At 43.4% G+C, this 18526-nt stretch carries 10 protein-coding genes; 4 read left to right on the plus strand and 6 right to left on the minus strand.

Annotated features, from left to right (window positions below; all coding sequences use genetic code 11):
• Positions 1 to 15: 15 nt before the first annotated feature.
• Positions 16 to 1893 (minus strand): RagB/SusD family nutrient uptake outer membrane protein, encoded by a 1878-nt coding sequence (locus tag ACKWCA_RS07075; protein ID WP_413977471.1) that lies wholly within the window; start codon positions 1891 to 1893, stop codon positions 16 to 18.
• Between the two features lie 9 nt (positions 1894 to 1902).
• Positions 1903 to 5166 carry a SusC/RagA family TonB-linked outer membrane protein gene (locus tag ACKWCA_RS07080; protein ID WP_413977472.1) on the minus strand — a complete coding sequence of 1088 codons (3264 nt, stop codon included), beginning with the start codon at positions 5164 to 5166 and terminating at the stop codon, positions 1903 to 1905.
• 319 nt (positions 5167 to 5485) lie between these two features.
• Here ACKWCA_RS07080 and ACKWCA_RS07085 point away from each other — a divergent pair, with 319 nt between their 5' ends.
• Positions 5486 to 6049 (plus strand): hypothetical protein, encoded by a 564-nt coding sequence (locus tag ACKWCA_RS07085; RefSeq protein ID WP_413977473.1) that lies wholly within the window; start codon positions 5486 to 5488, stop codon positions 6047 to 6049.
• A 33-nt stretch (positions 6050 to 6082) separates the two neighbouring features.
• Here the strand turns inward: ACKWCA_RS07085 and ACKWCA_RS07090 are convergent, their stop codons facing one another.
• Positions 6083 to 7225 (minus strand): lycopene cyclase family protein, encoded by a 1143-nt coding sequence (locus ACKWCA_RS07090; RefSeq protein WP_413977474.1) that lies wholly within the window; start codon positions 7223 to 7225, stop codon positions 6083 to 6085.
• A gap of 57 nt (positions 7226 to 7282) precedes the next feature.
• Positions 7283 to 9520 (minus strand): TonB-dependent receptor, encoded by a 2238-nt coding sequence (locus ACKWCA_RS07095; protein WP_413978028.1) that lies wholly within the window; start codon positions 9518 to 9520, stop codon positions 7283 to 7285.
• Between the two features lie 130 nt (positions 9521 to 9650).
• Here ACKWCA_RS07095 and ACKWCA_RS07100 point away from each other — a divergent pair, with 130 nt between their 5' ends.
• The 3 genes from ACKWCA_RS07100 (at position 9651) to ACKWCA_RS07110 (ending at position 12906) form a co-directional block, all read left to right on the plus strand.
• Positions 9651 to 10307, plus strand: a complete 657-nt coding sequence (locus ACKWCA_RS07100; protein ID WP_413977475.1) for a metal-dependent transcriptional regulator — start codon at positions 9651 to 9653, stop codon at positions 10305 to 10307.
• 2 nt (positions 10308 to 10309) lie between these two features.
• Complete coding sequence (locus ACKWCA_RS07105) at positions 10310 to 11131, plus strand: ZIP family metal transporter (protein ID WP_413977476.1); 822 nt, start codon at positions 10310 to 10312, stop codon at positions 11129 to 11131.
• An 89-nt stretch (positions 11132 to 11220) separates the two neighbouring features.
• Positions 11221 to 12906 (plus strand): FAD-dependent oxidoreductase, encoded by a 1686-nt coding sequence (locus tag ACKWCA_RS07110; RefSeq protein WP_413977477.1) that lies wholly within the window; start codon positions 11221 to 11223, stop codon positions 12904 to 12906.
• A gap of 86 nt (positions 12907 to 12992) precedes the next feature.
• Here the strand turns inward: ACKWCA_RS07110 and ACKWCA_RS07115 are convergent, their stop codons facing one another.
• Together ACKWCA_RS07115 and ACKWCA_RS07120 are read right to left on the minus strand one after the other, a co-directional pair.
• Complete coding sequence (locus tag ACKWCA_RS07115; protein WP_413977478.1) at positions 12993 to 14123, minus strand: efflux RND transporter periplasmic adaptor subunit; 1131 nt, start codon at positions 14121 to 14123, stop codon at positions 12993 to 12995.
• A gap of 30 nt (positions 14124 to 14153) precedes the next feature.
• Complete coding sequence (locus ACKWCA_RS07120) at positions 14154 to 18494, minus strand: CusA/CzcA family heavy metal efflux RND transporter (RefSeq protein WP_413977479.1); 4341 nt, start codon at positions 18492 to 18494, stop codon at positions 14154 to 14156.
• Positions 18495 to 18526 lie beyond the last annotated feature (32 nt).

The raw sequence follows: 18526 nt of genomic DNA on the forward strand, positions 1-18526 counted from the left end.
TCATTAAATTAGGAGCTAGTATCCTGGATTCTGGACCAATGAGCTATTGCGATTTAATTCATCTCTGCTGATTGGTAGGTAATACATTTTATCATCCCAAGTTCTGGTTTCGTTTTCGGTATTATCAACAACATTATAGGTATAGTCATATACCGTTTTGTCATGTCGATAAGGAGATAGTGGTGTCATTCCCGGTTTTAAGGTGGCTGTGGTTTTCATAACTTTGATACCTCTACCAAGTGTTTCGGCAGCGATCATCCACCTTCTGGCATCATGATACCGATGCTCTTCATATGCTAACTCCACTCTTCGTTCATTCCGATAGATATCCATAAGTTCAGTACCTGAAGCCGCAATGGCAGGTAAGCCAGCTCTGAAACGAATTTTATTGAGCCAAGATAGCGCTTCGCCCTCATCACCCGTTTCAATGGAAGCCTCAACATAGTTCAAGACCATTTCTGTGTATCGTAAAAATGGCCATGGAACTACTTGAGCACTAGATTGATTGTCAACCACGCCAGGGTCAGCATCAATGAACTTTCTTACATAGTAGCCAGTTCTACTTCCATTCCAATTTTCTATTGGGGAATCTCTTGTGTCGATGCCTGGAATTACTCCTCCTGAACCATCATCGTAGGAACCGGTCTGGATTTGATCGTTGGGATCCATAGTGGCAACATCAGAAGGTCTTGGCTTCCAATCAGCACCATCGAACAAGATAGTTGCATAGAATCTGGGATCTCTATTAGCATAAGGATCTGCGGCATGTTCCGGATTGGACCAATCGAATTTGGAACCATCCATCATTACGTAATCATCAACTAATTGTTGAATAGGCGTATTTCCTGCCCAATTGTGATAACCATTGGGACCATTGTTGATTCCTTGATGAATACCTCCTAAGGGCCATTGGCTCTCCTGTGTGAACAGTGGTGAATGCGTTCGTTCAAAAAGTAATTCTGTTGCAGCTGCTGCATCACCAATAGAACTGCCACCTCCCATGGCGATGGAAACATAAGTGCTTTTTGCTTCTTCAGGACTTGCCGGTGAAGTAAGATCTAGCTTATAGCCTGACGCATCATCGAGAACTGCCTTTGCCGCAGACTTCGCCGCATTCCATCGAGCCATCCGATCTCCAGAAGGATAGGCAACCAAATCAAGGTCGGAGTAGCTTCCCAATACCGATGAGTTCGCACTGGCCGTGGGGCCATCACGCAAATCGCTGGCAGCGTATAAAAGTACTCTTGACTTAAGGGCCATTGCACTTAAGACAGTAGCCCTTCCGGCGTTTTCCTCTTTTCCTTCCAATAGACCTATGGCTTTGTCTAAATCAGCCACCACAAAATCAACATTTTCGGCATAGGTGTTTCTTGGTACGGAATAGTCTTCGTCAAGTCCATAAGGTCTATCGATAATAGGAACACTGCCATAATAACGTTGTAATTCATGATAATAATAAGCTCTTAAGAAGTGAGCCTCTCCTATTAATCTGTCCTTAGCTTCGTTATCGTCAAAGGTCGCCTCAGGGAGTTGTTCAATAGCTACATTCGCTTGACGTACAGCAAGAAATAAATCGTTCCATTGTGGGACAATCCTAGTATTAAAACCACCGGCAGCCGACAGCGTACCTTCGGTTATAAAATTAATGTCTCTTCCCGAATGCGTAAACATGGCTTCATCAGTTATCGATGCTAAACCTTCTTCTTCAAACCCTCCATACCCTAAGTAGGAGTATACATTGAAAACAAAAGCTTCGGAAAGGGCTTTATCTCCCCAAGTAGCATCCGCAGAAAACTTATCAAGGGGTTGTGTGTCTAAAAAATCTTCACTACAGGACGATGGCAGCATAGCGACTGCGAGTATCCCTAAAATTAGTAATCTTCTTTTTTTCATAACATTTTATTAAAAAGTTAAACTAAATCCTGAATTGATAATTGTTTGTTGTGGATAGAACTGCCCACTCTGAGAAGTTGACTCAGGGTCATAAATGTCTTGAGCAGCCCAAGTTAGTAAATTTAAGCCACTTACATAAATTTTGAGCTTCGATAGACCGAACGCATCGATTAAGTTACTTGGAAAATTATAGGCTAATTGTACATTTTTTAGACGAACATAATCTTTGCTGTAGAGGTTGTAGGTATTGTTACCAAAACCTCCGGTTGGATTAATTGTTTGAAAACCACCTCCTGAATAATACGTATCATTTCTACTGGCTAATCTTGGATGTTCGCTGCTTGGATTATCGATACTCCATCTGTTATCGAAGCTATACTTCAAAAAGTTCCCAATATCCCCTGATTCTGTTTGAATCGGTAGTTTCGCTCCTGTTGCTCCTTGAAAAAGAATGGCTAAATCAAAGTTCTTGTAGGAAGCGTTGAAAGTTGCACCGAAGTTGAACGTGGGGATGATGCTGTAATCCACACGCACTTGGTCTAATTCGTTTATGGCACCATCTCCGTTGATATCTTTGAATTTTAAGTCCCCAGGCTGTAATTGAGGGGTTACACTGCTATAATCAAGGGTGTTCGCCGTGATTGCCGCTTCGTCACGAAAAACACCATCTTCCTCATACACTAAATAGGATCCAATGGGTTTCCCTTTTTGCAGCTGATATTCTGGTGCGCCGGGAATTTCATCGGAAAAAACAATCTCATTTTGAGTAAAACCTCCATTAATTCCAAAGTCATACTTAAATCCATCTGGATTACCGCCAAAATAGTTGATAGAAAATTCAAATCCAGTATTTTGCACTTCACCTGCATTCACAGGGGGTAAAAGATCCGAAATACCTGAAGAACCTGGTGTACTACCCGTTTTTTGAATTAATATTTGGTCTCTTTTATTTAAAAAGTACTCCAACGTAAAACTCAATTTTCCATCAAGCACAATACCGTCAAGACCTACATTGAAATTGTTCGCGCGCTCCCAAGTAAAGCTAGGGTTTGCCAATAATACTTCCTGTAATGTGTTTACGACCTGACCATCAATTGGAAATTGACCTTGTTCAAAATTGGAGAGAAAGGCAAACTCTTGCAATTCATCATCTTCAATCTCACCATTATTATTCGTATCAAAAGCTACCTGATCGTTACCCATTTGGCCATATGAGGCCCTTAATTTCAAGTAATCAATGCCTTTCACATTGAACCAGTCTTCTTTATTGATGTTCCATCCTACTAAGAATCCTGGAAAGAAACCGAAACGCTCACTTGCTGGGAAGATATACGAGCCATCATAACGCCATATAAATTCCGCAAGATACTTTTCTTTATAATCGTATTGTACACGACCATAATAGCCTAATCTAGTTCTATTGAAGGCAACACCATCGGTGTCTTGAAGATCGACCCCGCCTGCAAACAATTGGTCCACCGCAGGTGAGATAAAATTCCTCCTAAAGGCCGAAAAGAACTCTCCTTGAAAACGTTCACTTGTCACACCTGCCAATAGGCCTAAGGTATGATCTCCGAAAGTCTTATCGTAAGTTAATAAAGATGTTAGGTTTACATTTAGAATATTGTTCGAGGACTGTGTCAATCTCGGATCGGTAAAATTGGAACGAATAGCCCCGGTAGTGACAGGAATTCCTGTCGCTATATAATTCTCACGATCAAGTGAAAATAATTCCCAAGGGGTTTCCCAACGCTTTTGGCGCTCCTGACTTTGGTCAACACCTGCCAATAGGGTTAGTTTTAATCCATCAACCCAAGGGTTGGTGATGTCCACTGAACCTGTGAACTGAAGGTAGTCGGTTGGCTGCCGGTCATACCCGGTCGCATTGGTGGTCACGACCACTGGCTGCTGCCCATTTTCAATATCAGGGCCAGGTTGTCCATTGGGCCAAATCGCGGCTTCATTTGGTCTTCCTCTCATCAGCATTCTAAAGATAGCCCCGGCTCCTTCGGTCGGAAACCTTCGATCCTCTTTTCGATATCCAAAACCAAGCTTGGTACTGATGTAATCGTTAATTTTTACGTCGGTATTGATTCTGAAGTTATATTGTTGATAGCGGTTGGCCGAATTCTTATAAATCGCATCTTGGTCGGTATAGCCAACGGAGGTGTAATATTTGACCGCTTCGCTACCGGCGCTAATGGAGATGTTATGTCGGCTTTGTGTCGCCCAATCTTTAAAAGTTGCGCCAAACCAATCAGTATCAGGATACAACCAAGGATCCGAGTTGTTCGCATGACCTGCAACAGTTTCCGGACTAAAGGCCGCATTTACAACTTCGTCAGGAAGCGTATAATTACCATCTGTTCTAAAACTATTCTGAGCTGCGCCCCATTCCGAAACAGGAATATTACTGTTGAATATGGCAAGCTCGTTCATGATTTGCATGTATTCAACTGCATTTGACATTTCTGGTGTACGTGTAGGCCTAGTCAGACCAAAATCAGCTCTATAAGTGATTTGAGGTTTTCCTGGTGTGCCTTGTTTGGTGGTGATGATGATAGCGCCGTTTGCCGCTCGGGCACCATAAATAGCTGCAGAAGCATCTTTTAGTACCGAAATATTGGCAATGTCATCGGGATTGATTCGTCCAAGGCCACCGTCACGATCCGGAATTCCATCAATGACGATCAAAGGTTCATTATTTCCCAATGTATTCTGCCCTCGAATACTGATGTTCGATTCATCATTACCTGGTTCTCCACTCGTCTGAATGATTACGACCCCAGGGAGTCGACCAGCTAGTGAATTGGAAACACTCACCGCCGGTGACTGTTCTAAGACGGGCCCTTGAATCGCAGTTACAGCTCCGGTCACGGTGGCCTTCTTTTGGGTTCCATAGCCAACCACGACTACTTCTTCCAAACTAGCCACGTCTTCTTCCATACCGACATTGAGCGTAGTTTGATTATTGACGGGTACGGTAAGCGACTTAAAACCGATATAGCTAAAGCGTAAGCTGGTATTGCCGTCGGTTACGGTTATGGAATAATTACCATCAAAATCACTCTGCGTACCATTGGTGCCATCATTGGCATCCAACACGGTAACTCCGGGTAGCGGTAAGCCATCGACCGAAGAAGTGATGTTTCCGGTAACGATAACGTCTTGGGCTAAAAGTGTGAAAGAAAATAAACTGAAAAGAAACAAAATCAATGTCAGGGAGGTCCGTTTTCGCGTACCTATCCCCATTAATTTAGGCTGGTTCAACATAGTGCTCGTATTATTTAGGTTGTTAGAATGTATTAAAATACACACTAAATTTATCATAAAGGCAAATTTTCACCAAAAAAAATCACGATATTCAACAATTCGAGTTCAAAAAATGACATTATCATTTTTTAATCGGGCCATTACTTCAGCATAAAAGTCATCGTAAAGTTCGCTTTTCAAAATAACCTTATCGGTTTATGACGCAACCTTACCTTGGTTCAAACGTCCTGTAACTGTAAGTCCATCATAATCGTAGCGCGCAGGTCTGCAGATGCACTGAACCAAAGTCTCGAATACAGTGTAAAACCCATTTTATGATATGAAAAAGACACTTCTCTTTTCGTTGCTCATTTCTTTGGCGTTCTCCTGTTCTAAAAAGGATGAAGATGTGGCGGCATTGGCCACGCCAGTACCTCCTGAGATGTCGGTTTTTGATGTTAATAATGATGCTGTCGATGATTTTGCTATTGTATATTCTCACGGTATTTGGGATGGATTCGAGACCAGCGGTGACTTTTTCAGTGGCAAGGTTGAACCTCTAGGTGAGAATACCATTTTGCAAGAGTATGAGGAAAATGTGTCTTCAACCCTGCTTTTTGCCCATACGGGCGACTCGATTCTTCGACAGACCGATGATACACTTAGTTGGACCGATCAGGGTTGGTTTATCAGCTTGTTTCAAGGAGGTGACGGTGTTTGGCCGGAGGAATGGAGAATCGAAAGTCCGAAAACGTCGGCCCCTTATTACATCGGTATGCAAATTCAAGAGGAGGATATCTTTTTACTGGGTTGGCTGAAACTGGAGATAGACACCACTACCGGTGAGGTCAAGATATTGGATAGCGCATTTACCACAGAAGATAGTATCCTCATTGACAGATAAGCGTTTTTTTGACCATACCCTCTTGCAATTGGTTCAAAACAACCTTTTCAAAAGTGCTTTGGTGAAGGGTATTTTCGGGCATCCCCAGATGTAGTTGAGCTCTTCCCAGAACGAAGTGCTTTCGTCCAAGAACTTGAAGATCAGCTGAGGGCGTCTGTTCTTGAACAAGGTTTCAAATACATGATGGCCGATACTGTTATCTTGATGTAGCACATCTAACAATAACAAATCATAGTGCCGAAATCGATTTTTGAAGTTTAGTTCGTGCAACGGTTGTTCGGTTTTGATATGATCGATCAATACCGGAACCTTTTTTGAAGTACTTGCAAAAGTGTAGCCTGTGCTTGGTTTGGCCCAACCTCCGGCCGTTCCGATGAAACGAACGTTTTTTGAATGGTGTTCCCGAAAGTCATAACAGGTCATTGGAATACTTCCCATTTCCGTTTCTACGATTTCGTATTCAGAGCAGCCCAACTCTTTTTCCAGATAGGTGCTAATCGCTTTTTCATATGCTGGTTTTGGCAGTAAATGCTCAGAAAACAACGTGTATTCGATCAGGGCCTCATTTTCTGAGGTGGGCAAAACATACATAAAACGGGTGTTCCCTTTTTGGGGAACCGAAAAGTCCATGTACGTGGCTTGATTCGGATCGAAAATCGGTTTTCGCGTTTTTACGAACCATCCCAAAAAATGTTGTTGCAACACGGGATAGTTGTCTTGATGTGTGGCCATATCATAGCTGAAAATACTGTTAAAGACCTTTTCAGCTGTCAGTTTTTCATTGGAAGTGGTAACGGTCACCCCTGTTCCGTTATCTTTTACATCCGTGACTTCGGCCTGTTTGAAAACAACATTTGGGTACGATTCCATTCGCTGAAATAGCGCTTGGTAAAAATCGATTCCGCGAATCATCTTGTAGGTATACGGTTCAATAGCGAAACGCTTCGAAAAGCGTCTCCCCCCAAAATAGATATGATTCCATTTTTTATGGACCAAGGCCTCGTACTTCCCTTTGTCTTTTTCCCAAAAACACCAGGTACGATCATTGGTTTGCTTACTGTCTTTATCAACAAGTAAGATCGATTTGTCCTTGAAAAAATCATCCGAAGTCATGGCATCAGCGAGCATTAGACCAGCCGCGCCAGCACCGATGATGATGTAATCAAAATGGGTCATTTCTCAAAAGTACGAAATTAGACCTCAAGGGTTTTCACGACCAATAGGATAATGTAGCTAGTTTAACCGATACCGCAGTCCGAAGAAACCGCGAATCCCTTGATTGGGTCCGTAAACATAAGAGGGGTCAAAGGTCAATGCATTAGGGTTATCCACTGTCGGCACTACGTTTCCTCTATTGTCAAAGACCACATTTCGGTCAAAGGGGTCGTCGGAGCGCGCAATGATAAACGGATTTCCACGATTGGGAGTCCAGTCCAACAAGTTTTTAATACCGCCGTAGAATTCAAAATTATCCAAGCCCTTATAGGTGAATTGTATATTTTGAATGCTCCAAACCGGTGAATACGGACTTCGGGGATCATTCTCTCCAAGAGTGGGCAATCGCATAGGGCCGTAAAGATTTCCAGTATAGTCCACACTCAGTTTAAGATTTCTAAAATTGTATCCGAAATTCCAAGTACCCGTATAACTCTCGGTCAGAATCTGACGACTTGATATTCCGTTTTCGGTCTGGCGAACATCTTGAAACGTGGCTCCGACCAAGAATTTGAACCCGGATGGGAAGACGATGTCGATATTGGCACTCACCCCTTGAGAAACTGATGTGCCATCGAGATTATCATAGATGATTTGATTGGGATTTGTATCGTAATCCGGAAGAATGGCATTACTGAAGTTGGTGTAAAAAACCGAAGCATCGATATTGGCGAAAGTACCATTGTCACCATAGATTTTCTTGAGATAGTTGAGGTTGAGATTGATCGAGCGTTCAGGTTCCAAGGTCTCCGCTATGATGACATCGCGTGCACCGGTGAGGGCCGCATGTTCTTCGGTAAATAGGTTTACTACACGAAAGCCCGTGCCTGCGTTCAAACGCAAGATATCACTATCGGAGATTTTGAAGCGATAGGCCGTTCTGGGTGTAAAGATGTTTCCATGACGACTGTCATAATCGTAGCGCATGCCCAATAAAAGGGAGTGTTTTTTCGCCAAGGCGATTTCGTCCTGTACAAATAAACTGGGGATGGTAACTTCATCTGCCAATTCCGTCGCGGCCGTATTGTCATCATAGAAATTGTAACGCAAGGCACTACCTAGCAATAGGTCATGATTACCGGCTTTTTTGTCCCAGGTAAGTTGGGTGAAGCCAATTCGCTGATCGGCGATATAGGCTATATCTCCATAGACCGAGTTCTGTGCGTGATCGTTGTACGAAAAGGATAGAACTAACTTTTCCTTGACGGGCAATTGATATTTGCCCAAAACTTCCCAACGACGGGTATAAATACTTTCGCCATAGATTTCGTCTCCTCCGCGAAATTCAGGAGTCCATTGTAGCTCTCCGCCCCATCTGTCTTCATAAAAGAAACGTCCGGCCAGGGAAAAAATACGATTGTCTTTCCTTTGGAAATTCCATTTTTGAAAAACGGATATCCGGTCTTGAAGCGTCAGATCCGTAAAATTATCGCTGTTGTTGTCTATAACCTCATCAAAATTGAAGTAGTTGATGCCCAGTAAGAGGTCGGTTTTTTTTGAAACATCGATTTTGGCCCCTATATCAAGATTGTATTCACCCCATCCGGTCAGAAAGGCATCCGCAGCAAAATCCGGAGCTTCCAACGTATTTTTGGTGATGATGTTGATCAATCCCCCCACGGCCTCGCTACCATAAAGACTTGAGGCAGGACCTTTTACGATTTCAATTTGTTCGATCAATGAATTGGGTATGCCAGACAAGCCATATACGGTACCCAATCCGCTGACAATGGGCATGCCGTCAATTAAGACCAAAGTATACGGACCCTCTAGTCCATTGATATGTATGTCTCCCGTATTGCAAACATTGCAGTTGATCTGTGGTCGAACTCCGTTTACGTTCTGAAGCGCTTCAAAAATGCTTGCGGTGGGATTTTTTTTCAGAAAAGTGGGACTATAGACTTCTACGGGAACCGGACTCTCTGAACGGCTAACCGCTTTTAAGGTTCCCGTGACTACCGTTTCTTCCAGTTGTTCAGAGGAAGGAGTCAGACGAATGGGAATCTTTAGCTGTGCATTGGCTTCGATCGAAATGGTTTTTGAAAAGTCACGATACCCGAGCATGGTGACCTTGAGCTTGTACCTTCCAGGTGGGATGTTGCTTATGAGATAGGTACCGTCTTCTTGGGAAGAGGTGCCCAGGGTAGTTGCGTCCAAATAGACATTCGTAAAAGCCACGGGCCCGGACGCATCGGATACCGTTCCCTTAAGCTCGGCGTTTTGGGCATTGACCGAAAAAAAGGCAAAAAAGCCCACGATGGTACCTAGGCGACGAATTTTCTTTAGAATCGAATTTTCTTTTTTTGGCACTAGAAAATAAATTTTAGACAAAGCTAAATATTTGTTTTTACATATAAAAATGTATTTTTGTCTATATTAAAAATTTATGACACTTTCCGAAGAAGATTATATCAAGGCGATTTACCACTTGGGTAAAGGTGAGAATACCACCGTATCCACTAATGCCATTGCCGAAAAGATGGAAACCAAACCTTCTTCGGTGACCGATATGGTTAAAAAGTTATCGGAGAAGGGCGTTGCCAATTACAAACCGTACAAAGGGGTAAGTCTAACGGAATACGGACAAAAAATCGCGCTTTCCCTGGTACGAAAGCACCGCCTTTGGGAAGTTTTTTTAGTGGAAAAACTGGATTTCTCTTGGGACGAAGTGCATGAGGTTGCCGAGCAACTCGAGCACGTAAAAAGTGAGAAGTTGGTCGACCAATTGGATAAGCACCTTGGATTTCCCCAAGTGGATCCACATGGGGACCCTATTCCCTCTAAAAAAGGGGAGTTCAAAAAAGCGATTAAAAAACTATTGAACGAGGTGCCGATTGGAACAAGTGGAATTTGTGTAGGGGTAAAGGATTCTTCTCCGCCCTTTCTAAAATTTCTCGATAAGAACAAAATTGCCTTGGGCGATACCATTTTGGTTTTGGACAAGGAGGAATTCGACGGCTCACTGGATATTCAGATCAAGGAAAAGACCATCCATATTTCCAATCAAATAGCCACCAACCTGTTTTTAAAAATAACGGAATAGCCATGCAAGAAGTCATTGATTATTTTGAATCTATCAATCCTATTTTAGCTGCATTTTATGCTACCATGTTTACCTGGGGCCTAACCGCTGCCGGTGCGGCACTGGTATTCTTTTTTAAAAATCCGAATCGCGCCGTAATGGATGCCATGTTAGGTTTTACAGGAGGTGTCATGGTAGCTGCCAGTTTTTGGAGCCTTCTCGCTCCGGGTATCGAAATGAGTCCTGGTGAAGGTTTCGTAAAAGTGATACCCGCGGCCATAGGTTTTTTATTAGGGGCTTTTTTCCTTTTCGGATTGGACAAAGTCTTACCACATTTGCATATCAACTTCAAGGAAGCGGATGCCGAGGGAATCAAAACGCCCTGGCATCGTACGACGCTACTGACCTTGGCGATTACCTTGCACAACATTCCGGAAGGTTTGGCGGTAGGGGTCCTCTTCGGAGGTGTAGCCGCTGGTTTTGACGGTGCGACCATTGGAGGGGCCGTCGCCCTCGCCTTAGGCATAGGATTGCAAAATTTTCCCGAAGGTTTTGCTGTCGCAATGCCCTTGCGCAGACAAGGACTAACACGAAGGCGCAGTTTTATGTACGGACAGGCTTCTGCAATCGTGGAACCTATTGCAGCGGTAATCGGTGCATGGGCGGTATTGACCTTTCAGCCAATTTTGCCCTATGCTCTTGCGTTTGCGGCAGGGGCCATGATTTTCGTAGTCGTGGAAGAAGTGATTCCGGAAACGCAACAAGACAAACACTCCGATGTGGCCGTTCTGGGTTTTATCGGGGGATTCATTGTTATGATGACCCTAGATGTGGGCCTAGGTTAAGGTAGATTGAATATATCGGCCAACTTTTAAAAGGCAAGTTCGATGCGCACGGTTTTACCCCTGTGGTCAAAAAAATCAAATTTTTGCTTATGATCAGAATACTTTTTCTAATGACCTTTCTGTTTCTTGTTCTTAGCACTAGAGGACAATCAAGCAAAGCGGACATTATCATTTACGGAGGCACCTCTGCAGGCATCGCGGGAGCGATTCAAAGTAGCAGAATGGGGAAATCAGTTATTCTTATTGAACCTTCAAATCGAATCGGTGGGTTGACCACGGGTGGTCTTGGGCAAACCGACATTGGTAATAAACAGGCGATAGGCGGTATTTCCCGTGAATTTTATGAGCATATCAAGGCCTATTACGACAACCCTGAAAATTGGAAATGGCAAGAAAAAGAAGATTATAAAGACGGCGGACAGACCCGGTCAGCAGAAAAGGAAAATGCGATGTGGACCTTTGAACCTTCGGCAGCACTGGCCGCATACGAAAGTATGATTTCCAAAGAACGTATTACCCTGATATACAATCAACGTCTAGATCGAAAAAACGGGGTACTCCAAAAGGAGGGCAGAATTCAATCGATCACAATGGAAAGCGGAGCTATTTTTAGCGGAGATGTATTTATTGATGCTACCTACGAGGGAGATCTGATGGCCGGAGCGGGAGTCACTTATACCATAGGTCGGGAAAGTAACAGTCAATACGGGGAAACACTGAACGGGGTGCAGACCAGTTTCATCAATACCACGATATCGGGGAAGGTTTCGCGTAACGCCTATTATCACAATTTTGTAGCCCAGGTAGATCCATTTGTAAAGAAAGGGGACCCCGAAAGTGGGTTGTTGCCCTATGTAAATCAAAAGCCCGGAGTTGAAGGGGAGGGAGATACAAAAATACAAGCCTATTGTTTTCGAATGTGCCTAACGGACGTTCCTGAAAATCGAATTCCCTTTAAAAAGCCAAAAGAGTATAGAGAACGGGATTATGAGCTTTTATTTCGGAATTATGAAGCTAGAACAGGAGACATACAAGATATGTATAGTTATGGAAGCTCACTTTTGCCCTGGATCAATTCCGCAATGCCCAATCGAAAAACCGATACGAACAATAAATTCGGTTTTTCCACTGATTTCATCGGTGCCAATTATGCCTATCCAGAAGCATCGTACGCAGAGCGTCAACAAATTGTTGAGGCCCATAGAACCTATCAGCAAGGTCTAATGTGGACCTTGGCCAATCATCCTCGTATTCCAGTTGAGGTAAGAACGGAAGCTTCAAAATGGGGAACAACAAAAGATGAATTCGACAGAGAAGATGGTTGGCAACAACAATTATACATTCGTGAAGCAAGGCGTATGATAAGCGATTATGTTATGACCCAGCATAATTGTGAAGGTTTACGTGTGCCAAAGGATCCCATAGGTTTAGGTGCCTACGGCATGGATTCCCACAATGTGCAACGCTATGTCGATGCCAATGGTTTCGTGAAAAACGAGGGTAATGTAGAGGCGCATGGTTTCAAACCGTACCCTATAAGTTATGCTTCCATAGTGCCGAAAAAAGAAGAGTGCGAAAACTTGATTGTCCCCGTTTGCTTAAGTGCTACCCATATCGCGTTTGGTTCAATTCGAATGGAACCGGTGTTTATGGTGTTAGGTCAATCTGCCGCCACTGCCGCAGCGCTGGCAATTGATAGTCATCTATCAGTTCAGGAGATATCTTTCGAAACGCTTCAAAAAAAGTTGTTACAAGACGGGCAACGCATCAGGTAAGCTGTTTTTTACCGGCCTTTTCCGCATAAGCTCTTTTTTACAATAGTAGTGGTTCGCGACGATATAACTCGTGTTTCAGGGCCAAGTTACTCTCCAAAAACATCAAAGGCACCTTTGGTCAAAAACCGATCCGAGGTGGAAAATGAGTCTGCATTTTTGATTTCGGTATACCCCTCGAAGACCTTTCCTGGCTGGATCTCGATTGTTTCAAAATTATAGGTGTTCGCTTTTTGATCGAGTTTTCGGAGAATATAAAATTTGTCATCCTGTTCGACAATAGCAGCTGATGCTACTGCTTTTGCCGTAGTATTTTCGGTGATGATTTCCGCGTCGACGAACATGCCGGTCAAGAAGTTGTTTGCCCCCTCTTTCTTTAAATGTGCATGAACCTTAATGGTACGGTTTTCATCGATAGACGTACCGATTAAATATACTTCGGCTTGGAAGGTTTTCTTAGAAGCCTCGGGAATACGAAAACGGATCGGCTGTCCTTTTTTGATGTTCATGATGTCTTTTTCAAATACCGACAGTTCCAAATGAATATGATCGTTATCGATGATTTCCAAAATAGGTGAGGCAGGTGAAACATAACTGCCCTTGCTGATATTGACTTGGGTAATACTTCCGCCGATCGGGGCAAAAATAGAGGCGACACTGCTGATGTTACCTTTTTCTACTTCAGCACTGGAAATGTTCAGCATTTGTAATTGTTTTTTCAGCCCTTTGTACTTCGCGTAAGCGCTTTTGTACTCACTTTCGGCTCTTAATAAGCTCTTTTGGGAGGTTATCTTTTCATCCATTAGCGTCTGTTGACGGTCGTATTCCGACTTGAGGTAGGCCAGTTGTTGTTTGACTTCCATATATTCTTGCTGCAGGGTGATGAATTCTGGATTTTCAACGGTAACCAAAAGCTGTCCTTTTTTAACAACATCCCCGATTAATAGGGGCGTTCTTTTGATATATCCGCCCAAGGTCGCGTTTACAACGGCCCTATTTTCAGGGGGCACATCGATCATGCCATTGACAGCTATGGTAACGGGAAACGATTTTTCCTCTAGGCTTCCCAGGGTCATACCACTGTTTGTAAACTGTGCTTCGGAAAGGGTAATGCTTCCTTCTGTATATTCTGTTTCCGTTGTCGTTTCTGCGGATTTTTTTTCTCCACAGCTATAGCAGACAATTAGTAAGACGAGTAGTGCAATGATTCTTTTTTTCATTTTTCTTATTTTGACTTGGCTTCTCTTGTTTTAATTCAAACTGATATAATTCAACTGAATTACCGTCTGATTGTATTGATTTAATTGTTCAAGACGGTCGAGTTGAATTTCATAGGCATTTTCAATGCTTTGTATGTATTGGAAAAAATCGATTTCCCCATTTCTGAAACTAAGTTCCGCGGTTTTCAGAATTTCTTGGGATAAAAGATGGCCCTCGGTCTCGTAATAGTCCAGCGCTTTGGCATATTTGTCATACTGGGATTGCAATTCCGTATATCTTGAATTCAAGCGTATTTCAAATGCTTTCGACTGTTCAACCGCAATTTTTTCGGTAATTTTGGAAGCCTTGATACGGGCAGCATTACCGGAAAAAAGCAACGGAATTTTGAGTCCGGCCTGGTAACCGATAAGCGTTCCATTAACGGAGCTATTGGTGCCTTGAAAATAGTTCAAACTGATGTCGGGAAGCAATCGTTGTGTTTCTTGCTTGCGCTGGGCGTTGGCCAGCTTTATGGTGTTTTTGGAAAACTCCATTTCCGCCGTATCATTGAGGTCGATGACATTCAAAGGGATTTTTACTAGAGCTGCCTCTTTGACTGTTACGTGCTGGGGAAGCTGAATTTCAGCTAATAAAAGGTTGTATGCAATACCCACATCGGTCTGCGCTTGTTCCAATGCTATCTGCAGTTGACGTTGCTTTGAGGAGGCAGTGATTTTCTCCAGATAATTGGTCTCTCCCAACTCAAAACGACGCTTGGCCATATAAGCGAAGTTTTGGTACAGACTATCCAAGCGGAAATAGATGCGTTCTTTTTCCTTGGCATATTGGTATTGGTAGTAGGCCGCAGTCACTTTTCGTTTTAAGCTTTTTTCTTGTACGCCATAACTGCTTGTGCTAAGCGCAAGATTGGCTTTGCTCGTTTTTCGCTTTGCGAAGTAAACCGTAGGAAATAAAAAATCTTGCTGTGCTCCGAGGACATTGAGCGGCAGATTCGAGCGTGTCAGGTTGTTCTCGTCATAGCTGTAATACAACTCGGTTTTGTCAAAATCGAAAGCGGTACCCATCAAGGCATCCGATTTTTCGATGTTGAGTTTCGATGCTTTTAGATCCGTATTGTTTTCAATGGCCAAATTGATAAGTTCGTTCAGGTCTTTCGGATTTTCCTGCGCGTTTCCCGCTGTTGAAAACATGAGTACAAAAAGCAGTACTATCGCACTGACGTTTTTAGTTAAAGACGGGTTCAAACTCTTATTTTTTCTTTTTTCAAATAAAGAATACAATACCGGAAGCACTACTAAGGTCAATAGGGTAGCTGTGATGAGTCCGCCAATGACTACCGTGGCCAAGGGGCGTTGTACTTCAGCTCCGGCACTTGTTGAAATTGCCATTGGCAAAAAGCCCAAAGCTGCTGCCGAGGCTGTTAAAATCACCGCCCGCAAGCGATCTTTGGTGCCTTGTTTGATCAATGCTTCCATGGTATCAAAATGTTGTTTTTTAAGTTCCTTGAAATGTTCGATAAGTACAATGCCGTTCAAGACCGCTATCCCGAAAAGTGCAATGAAACCAACCCCTGCCGAGATGCTGAAGGGCATGCCGCGAATCCAGAGTAGTAAAATACCTCCGACCGCAGCTAGTGGAATTGCCGAGAAAATCAATACCGCTTCCCCAGCGGATTGAAACGCAAAGAAGAGCAATACGAAAATGAGCAAGAGGGCAATCGGAACGGCAACAAGCAATCGTGATTTTGCACTTTGCAGGTTCTCAAACTGCCCGCCATAGGTGATGTTGTATCCCACAGGCATTTTGATATGTTGACCGATCAATTCCCGAACATCATCTACTACCGACTGCATATCTCGGTCACGAACATTGACGCCTACAACGATTCTTCTGCGCGTATCGTCACGAGAGATTTTGGCCGCCCCTTTTTGGTACCGAATTTCTGCCAATTCGCTTAGCGGAATTTTTCCTCCAATAGGAAGATCTACATACAGGTTTTTGAGATGATCGATGTCCGTTCGATTTTCAGCATCCAATCTGACGACCATATCAAAACGTTTTTCACCTTCAAAAACGCTGCCAACGGTTCGTCCAACGAAACCCATCGAAATCATATCGTTCAGTTCTCGAATATTGAGTCCATAGCGGGCAATTTTGGAACGATCATAGGTGACGTTCATTTGGGGGAGTCCCACTATTTTTTCCACTGAGATATCCGCTGCGCCTTCCACATTTTCGATGAGGTCTTTGATTTCATTTCCTTTTTTGCTCAAGACCTCAAGGTCTTCCCCGAAAATCTTGATGGCAACGTCTGAACGAACACCGGAGATGAGCTCGTTGAAACGCATTTCAATGGGCTGGGTGAATTCTACCTCCATATTCGGAATGATTTCTAAAGCTTGCTTGAACTTATTGGCGAGTTCATCTTTGCTAGTTGCGGAAACCCATTCACTTTTCGGTTTCAGTATGATGATGACATCACTTTCTTCCATTGACATGGGGTCTGTGGGAACTTCAGCAGCACCTATGCGCGTAACTACCTGTTTCACCTCTGGAAAGGTGTTCAAGAGTATTTTTTCGATTTGTGTGGTGATTTCTACGGTTTTACTCAGTGATGTTCCTGTTTTCAAAACAGGTTGAATAACAAAATCCCCTTCATCCAAAGTAGGGATGAATTCGCCGCCCATCCTTAAAAATAGCACTGTGGTACCCAACAAAAGAAGAACGGCCAGACCCAGTACCTGCTTTTTGCTTTTCAGGGCCCAATCGATTATCGGTTCGTAGCGTTGATTGAACCACCGCATTAGACGAATGGAACTATTCTTGTCCGATAATTTTATCGGTTTCAAGAATACGGATGCAATGACGGGTACATAGGTAAAGCAGAGAACCATTGCTCCGATGAGCGCAAAACTAAAAGTCAATGCCATCGGTCTGAACATTTTACCTTCAATACCGCTAAGTGCTAGAATGGGAATAAAAACAATCAGGATAATCAGCTGTCCAAAAATGGCCGAATTCATCATTTTGGAGGAACTTTGCTCGGTTATTTCGTCTTTTTTGGCTTGGAGTGCAGCGGGATTCAGTGAGGATAGCTCTGAACTTTTGGACATCATTTGAAACGCTATGAATTCAACGATGATTACCGCGCCATCGATGATGATTCCGAAGTCGATGGCCCCTAAGCTCATGAGGTTGGCGTCTACACCAAAAATATACATGAGCGATAGGGCGAACAGTAAGCAGAGCGGTATGACCGAGGCGACAACCAGCCCAGACCTTAAGTTGCCCAATAGCAACACCACTACGAAAATAACAATTAGAAAACCCAGAATCAGATTTTCGAAAACCGTAAGTGTTGTTTTTGCGATAAGCTCACTTCGATCTAAAAACGGATTGATGTAAACTCCTTCCGGCAACGATTTCGAGATGATGGCCACACGTTCGTTTACGGCATCGATTACCTGTTTAGAGTTGGCGCCTTTGAGCATCATCACTTGCCCTAACACCTTTTCACCTTCCCCGTTTCCGGTAATCGCACCGAAACGGGTAGCACTTCCGAAACCGACCTGCGCCACATCTTTTATATAGACGGGAATGCCTTTTTTTAGTGTCACCACAATGTTTCGGATATCCTCTAGGTTTTTGACCAAACCTTCGCCACGAATAAAATAGGCTTGGTTCACTTTTTCGATATATCCACCGCCGGCCACACTGTTGTTCAGTTCCAATGCAGTGAATACGTCCTGAGCCGAAATACCCATAGCATTGAGTTTCTCTGTCGTGATCGCTATTTCATATTGTTTGAGAAATCCGCCCCAAGTATTCACTTCTACAACACCGGGAATACCCGAAAGTTGGCGTTTGACGATCCAGTCTTGAATGGTTCGTAGGTCAGTGGCGTCGTAACGGTCTTTATATTCCGGTTTTACATCGAGAATGTACTGGTAGATTTCGCCCAAGCCGGTGGTAATCGGTCCCATTTCAGGTGTGCCGAATCCTTCAGGTATTTTTTCTGCTGCGGATTTGATTTTTTCCGCCAGCAACTGTCTAGGCAAGTAGGTGCCCAAGTCATCCTCAAAGACTACGGTAACCACGGAAAGTCCGAATTTCGAAACCGAGCGAATTTCTTTTACGCCCGGTAAGTTGGCCATCTCTAGTTCAACGGGATAGGTGATGAACTGCTCCATATCCTGTGTGGAAAGGTTTCTTGAGGTAGTGAGTACCTGCACTTGATTATTGGTCACGTCGGGCACGGCTCCTATGGGAATCTGTGTCAACGAGTAGCTACCGAAACCAATGATAAATGCGGTAAACAGGAATACGACGAACTTGTTACGTATACTGAAATTGATGATGTATGAAAGCATAATCCATATAAATTGATTGTATAAACCACAGT

It is taken from the genome of Maribacter corallii (genome assembly GCF_047345415.1).
In the GTDB taxonomy this organism is placed as follows: domain Bacteria; phylum Bacteroidota; class Bacteroidia; order Flavobacteriales; family Flavobacteriaceae; genus Maribacter_C.

Excerpts from the sequence above, each read along its gene's own strand:
- ACKWCA_RS07075 (WP_413977471.1), bottom strand. The coding sequence starts at position 1,893 with ATGAAAAAAAGAAGATTACTAATTTTAGGGATACTCGCAGTCGCTATG.
- ACKWCA_RS07080 (WP_413977472.1), bottom strand. The coding sequence starts at position 5,166 with ATGTTGAACCAGCCTAAATTAATGGGGATAGGTACGCGAAAACGGACC.
- ACKWCA_RS07085 (WP_413977473.1), top strand. The coding sequence starts at position 5,486 with ATGAAAAAGACACTTCTCTTTTCGTTGCTCATTTCTTTGGCGTTCTCC.
- ACKWCA_RS07090 (WP_413977474.1), bottom strand. The coding sequence starts at position 7,225 with ATGACCCATTTTGATTACATCATCATCGGTGCTGGCGCGGCTGGTCTA.
- ACKWCA_RS07100 (WP_413977475.1), top strand. The coding sequence starts at position 9,651 with ATGACACTTTCCGAAGAAGATTATATCAAGGCGATTTACCACTTGGGT.
- ACKWCA_RS07105 (WP_413977476.1), top strand. The coding sequence starts at position 10,310 with ATGCAAGAAGTCATTGATTATTTTGAATCTATCAATCCTATTTTAGCT.
- ACKWCA_RS07110 (WP_413977477.1), top strand. The coding sequence starts at position 11,221 with ATGATCAGAATACTTTTTCTAATGACCTTTCTGTTTCTTGTTCTTAGC.
- ACKWCA_RS07115 (WP_413977478.1), bottom strand. The coding sequence starts at position 14,123 with ATGAAAAAAAGAATCATTGCACTACTCGTCTTACTAATTGTCTGCTAT.
- ACKWCA_RS07120 (WP_413977479.1), bottom strand. The coding sequence starts at position 18,494 with ATGCTTTCATACATCATCAATTTCAGTATACGTAACAAGTTCGTCGTA.